Origin of the sequence: Bradyrhizobium sp. NAS96.2, assembly GCF_001908235.1 — a bacterium.
GTDB lineage: Bacteria > Pseudomonadota > Alphaproteobacteria > Rhizobiales > Xanthobacteraceae > Bradyrhizobium.
In genome coordinates, this window is sequence record NZ_LGHK01000276.1 from 1 (window position 1) to 4,773 (window position 4,773).

Below are 4,773 nucleotides of genomic sequence, written 5' to 3' on the forward strand. Positions count from 1 at the left end.
CCGGCGCGGTGGCGGGCCTGCTCTGCGCGGGCCTCGCGGCCACCGTCTATGCGTCGCACTGCACCGACGACTCGCCGCTGTTCGTCGCCACCTGGTACACGCTGGCGACCGCGATCGTCGCGAGCGTCGGCGCGCTGATGGGGAAGCGGGCGCTGCGGTACTGACTGCTTGTAGCCCGGATGGAGCGAAGCGAAGTCCGGGTCTCTATCCGCGGGCGGACTGGTCCCGGATTGCGCTGCGCTTCATCCGGGCTACGGGAAGTCGCCTGAGATATCAGGCCGCGGGCGCGGATTGCTGCATGCGATGGAAGCGCAGCACCTGCTGCGCCGTCGATGGCCGCAGCCGCTCATAGGTGTCCTTGCAGGCCTGTAGGTCGGTCGGCTCGCCGCCCGAGATGTCGTCGCGCAAATTGATGATCGATCGCACCGTCGACCATGACAGGCCCGACACCTTGGCCAGGATCATGACGCCCTCGGCGCGGGTTTCGATCATCATGTTCTCGGCGATACTGACCGAGACGTTGGCGAGCGCGGCAAGCGAGGCGTTGGTCTCGTCGAACTTGCCGGCCTCGGCGAAGGCCGCGAGCTGGAATTCGTCGAGCCGGCCGTCCTGGTAGAGCGACTTGACCAGCGCATGCGCGATCGTGGTGTCCGGCGTCACGCCGGAGGGTGCCGAGCGCGCGCGTCGCGTCGCTTCCTTCACCGCGATCGGAATCTCCTTGGCCTGCTGCGGATTGGCAGCCTCGAGCCGCTGCCTGACGGTGTCGGAGGCCTTCGCGACCAGCTTGAGATAGAGATGCCGCGGGATGTTCGGGCGCAGGCCGACGCAGGTCGACAGATTGTCGTCGCCCTCGGCGCGGCTGACCAGCCGGGTGAAGCCGCGCTCGGTGAACTCCGCGCCGGGATTGTTGACCGCGCTCTGGATCACCTCGTCATTGCCGCGCAGCACCAGCACGTCGGTGACGGCGCCGCTCAGCGTCTTGCGGTTGGAGATCGCGAGCAGATGTGCCTGGCTCTTGCTGCGTGCGGTCTCGATCAGGGTGTCGTCGTCGAGCCGCGGCGACAGCGTCAGCACCGGGCCTGCGACCTCGATCAGATCGTCGAATGCAAGGGTGCGGATAGTCTGCGGCGGCGCGGTGTCGATCGGGGCGAGGCGGTTGGCGAGCAGCGCCTTGGCCGAGTTTTCGATGTGCTCGAGCAGGCATTGGAAAACGTCGTCGAACAGCACGATCTGCTCGTTCGAATAGTTCACCGAACCGTTGATGAAGAGGTCGGTCACGCGGCGCAGCGTCTCCACACGGCGCGCAACGGTGCCGTGCGCAAGCGTCGTCTGCAGCTCGTCGAGCAGACTTTCGGGGGCGGTCTCGGGCTTCAAACTCATGACTCTGTCCTGGAGCGATGGCGACGGATTCTCCGCCGCCGAATAGGAAATGAAAGATCAGGCGCTGGCGATGCGGTTGCGTCCCCTGGCCTTGGCTGCGTAAAGCGCGCCGTCGGCGCGGGCGAGCAATGTGTCGGAGTTTTCGTTCGGCTTGAGCGTCGTGACGCCTGCGGAGATCGTCACCCGCATGCCGGGCGAGAATGCGCTCCAGTCGAGATCGGCGATGATGGCGCGCAGCCGCTCGAGCGCGCGCATCGCCTGGTCCTGCGACAGGTCGGGCAGCACCAGCAGGAATTCCTCGCCACCATAGCGGCCGAAGCGGTCGATGCTGCGGAGATTGGCGAACATGCCGATGGCGAAGGTGCGCAGCGCCTCGTCGCCGACCGGATGGCCGTAGACGTCGTTGATGCGCTTGAAATGGTCGAGGTCGATCAGCGCCACCGCGCAGGTGCTGCCGTTGCGGGCGCAGCGCGCGATCTCGTCCTCGAGCGTGCGCATGATGCTGCGGCGATTGGAGGTGCCGGTCAGCTCGTCGAGCTCGGCGAGCTCCTCGATGCGCCGGTAGGCCTCCCTCAGCTTCACGCCGCTCTGATACAGCGATTGCTGCATCGAGCTCGAGAAGATGCCGAGATACATGCAGCGCCCGATCGTCAGCGCGAACACCAGCATGGTGGCGAGGCGGTCGATCCGGGTGCCGGTCGGCATCCCGATCGCCTTGTCGGTGCCGAGGAACAGCGCGGCGAGGCCCAGCACCATGATGGTCCAGACAACAGCGGTCTGCCGCGCCGAGGTCCGCAGCGCGCCGAAGCCGAACACCACGAACAGATTGCAGAGGAACAGCACGCCGACTTCCGGCGCGATGTAGGTGAACACCAGCAGGTTCACCATGTTGACGGCCGATTGCGGCGCGACCAGGTAGTGATCGCGGAAGCGCTCGTGAAAGCCGCGCTCCGAGAGCAGCACATAGACCGCGACGAGAAAGAGGCCGGTCAGGGCATAGCTCGCCGCCACCAGCGCCGACGTGGTGCCGGCATGTGCGTAGATCAGCAGCACGGCTGCATCGAGCACGAAGCAGGCGGCGATCATCGATTGGATCTGGCGGCGCTGCCTGGCCCGCCGCGCCAGGCGCTCGACCGTCAGCCTGGGACGGCCGCTTTCCGATGCGCCCGCGACCGGGCTGGGAAGTGACGACGCAGCGCTGCCCATGGTCTCGCCATTGTGAAATCCGGCGAAAATCTAAGTGGGAAAGCCTTTAGGTTTGGTATCTTTCGGAACCGAATCTGCTCCGGTGGAACCCGGTCATCACCCTTGTTTCGTAAGGGGAATCCGTTCACCGCGAGGGATCGGGAGGGCACCTGCCGCGAGCTTGCGCCGATGCAGCCTTCGCAACGGCGCTGGCTTGCCGGCCAAGGCTTGGTATGGTCCGCCCGGACGGTGGGCGTCCGCGAGAGTTTTTGGTGTTATGATACCGTTTGTCGAGTCTGCGGCGATTTTTCCTCATTGGAATCGTCGACTGTGTCATAGATCACACATGCGGTCTGGACATTGCCGTAATGTGAAGAATCTTGGCTCTCGCGTCGAACCACGCGCCACCCCCCTCAGACCAACTTTGCGAGACGGCCATTGAGCGCGACACAGGCGGCTTCAGACGAGGTTCTGATCGCTCGGATCGCTCAAGGCGACCGGCTCGCCATGCAGGTGCTGTACGGACGGCATCATGTCAGGGTGTACCGCTTCGGGCTTCGGCTCGTGCGGGACGAACAGGTGGCGGAGGACCTCATCAGCGAGGTCTTTCTGGACGTGTGGCGTCAGGCGGGCAAGTTTGAGGGACGATCCGCCGTTTCAACCTGGCTTCTGGCGATTACCCGGTTCAAGGCGTTGTCTTCGCTGCGGCGAAGGAAAGACGCCGAACTGGACGATGAGGCCGCGAACGCGATCGAGGATACGTCCGACGATCCGGAAACGGTGGTGCAGAAGAAGGACACCGGCGCGACGCTGCGTAAGTGCCTGACGGGACTGTCAGCGGAACACCGGGAGATCGTCGATCTTGTCTACTATCACGAGAAATCCGTGGAGGACGTCGCTGAGATCGTCGGGATTCCGGAGAACACCGTGAAGACGCGCCTGTTCTATGCGCGCAAGAAACTTGCCGAGTTGCTGAAGGCAGCCGGTGTCGAGCGAGGTTGGCCATGACGGCTGCGAGCAACAAGAAGGTGCAGGGTCAAGAACCTGACGATGTCGAGATGCTGCTGCCCTGGCACGCGGCCGGCACGCTGAACGCGCGTGACGCGCGCCGCGTCGAGGACGCGCTCGCTTCCGATCCGGAGCTCGCCCGGCAGTATGCCGTCATCCGCGAGGAATATGCCGAGACCATCGGCCTCAACGAGAGCCTCGGTGCGCCCTCGGCTCGCGCCATGCAGAAGCTGTTTGCCGCGATCGATGCCGAGCCGGAGCGCAAGCCGTCGGCGGGGGCACGCATGTCGGCCGGGATCTCGGAGTTCTTCTCCAGATTGTCGCCGCGGACGCTGGCCTGGTCGTCGAGCCTCGGCGCGATCGTGGTGCTGTTGCAGGCGGGCGTGATCGGCGCGGTGCTGATGCGCAGCCAGCCGGCTTCGTTCCAGACCGCCTCGCTCGATGCCGCCGAACAGCGTAGCGCGCCGAGCGCGGCCATTGCGCCTAGCGCAGCCCCGAGTGCGCCCAGCGCGCCGATCACCCGCGATCTTGGCGCCAGCGTGGCGGCAACGCCGACGCGGCTGTTGGTGCGCTTCACGCCGGATGCCAGAATCGCCGACATCACGTCGCTGCTGGAGAATTACCAGGGCTCGATCGTCGACGGGAAGGGCGGCATGTTCCGGTTGCAGTTCCGCGCGATGGACAAGGATGGCGTCGCGTCGCTGATCGCCCGTTTGCAGAAAGAGAAGATCGTCAGCCTCGCGGTGGAGACGCCGTAGACTGCGGCTGACGGTTCTGCGCCGAGGTCACCATGACCGCCAACGGCCGGACCAGATCGACGAACAGAGCGGCCGTCGCGGCCGCGGCGCTGCTGCTGGTTTGCCTGTCCGGTTCGGCCTACGCCCAGAATTTCATGCGATCGCCTGTTGGCACCGGGCCACAAATGTCGCCCGGTCCGCGGGTCAATCCTGGCATCGGTAGGGTAGGTGGCAATGCCGCGGGCGGGTTCGGCGGCATGGCTGGCCATGCGCCGTTATCGGCCGACCGCGGCCCGGCTACGTCGTGGACCGACGAGGGGCCGCGATCGGGAATGCGGCCGCCCAATGCACGCCACGCACCCCGTTTCTCCACCGCATGCGACGACGGCGATCGTGGTCCGTGCTCCGACCGGCCGGGCGCCGGCAACGGTGGCGGCAAGGGCGCGGCGAGGAAGGGCAGGGC

General features: G+C 65.8%; 5 protein-coding genes and 1 pseudogene. 4 read left to right on the forward strand and 2 right to left on the reverse strand.

Annotated elements, in window-relative coordinates; all coding sequences use genetic code 11:
- Positions 1-164, forward strand: a 164-nt coding sequence (locus AC628_RS39135; RefSeq protein WP_143202048.1) for an NrsF family protein, incomplete at its 5' end; no start/stop codon positions are given.
- Between the two features lie 109 nt (positions 165-273).
- Here the strand turns inward: AC628_RS39135 and AC628_RS39140 are convergent.
- Positions 274-1,380, reverse strand: coding sequence for a DUF2336 domain-containing protein (locus AC628_RS39140; RefSeq protein WP_050420164.1), 1,107 nt, complete (start codon positions 1,378-1,380; stop codon positions 274-276).
- Positions 1,381-1,437: 57 nt separating this feature from the next.
- Entirely contained in the window at positions 1,438-2,586 is a 1,149-nt protein-coding gene (locus tag AC628_RS39145; RefSeq protein ID WP_074131988.1) for a GGDEF domain-containing protein, read from the reverse strand.
- Positions 2,587-3,003: 417 nt separating this feature from the next.
- Between AC628_RS39145 and AC628_RS39150 the strand changes: the two genes are divergently transcribed.
- The 3 genes and pseudogenes from AC628_RS39150 to AC628_RS44955 form a co-directional block, all read left to right on the forward strand.
- Positions 3,004-3,573 (forward strand): sigma-70 family RNA polymerase sigma factor, encoded by a 570-nt coding sequence (locus tag AC628_RS39150; RefSeq protein ID WP_035652535.1) that lies wholly within the window; start codon positions 3,004-3,006, stop codon positions 3,571-3,573.
- The gene (locus tag AC628_RS39155; RefSeq protein ID WP_074131989.1) at positions 3,570-4,331 is read left to right on the forward strand and encodes a hypothetical protein; all 762 of its coding nucleotides are present in this window, start codon (positions 3,570-3,572) and stop codon (positions 4,329-4,331) included. Before AC628_RS39150 ends, AC628_RS39155 begins: the two co-directional genes overlap by 4 nt.
- Before the next feature lie 32 nt (positions 4,332-4,363).
- Positions 4,364-4,773, forward strand: a pseudogene (locus AC628_RS44955) (S8 family serine peptidase); the annotation flags it as partial.

What these genes read in the sequence shown, in the direction of transcription:
- AC628_RS39140 (WP_050420164.1), bottom strand. Translation starts at nt 1,380, where the DNA reads ATGAGTTTGAAGCCCGAGACCGCCCCCGAAAGTCTGCTCGACGAGCTG.
- AC628_RS39145 (WP_074131988.1), bottom strand. Translation starts at nt 2,586, where the DNA reads ATGGGCAGCGCTGCGTCGTCACTTCCCAGCCCGGTCGCGGGCGCATCG.
- AC628_RS39155 (WP_074131989.1), top strand. Translation starts at nt 3,570, where the DNA reads ATGACGGCTGCGAGCAACAAGAAGGTGCAGGGTCAAGAACCTGACGAT.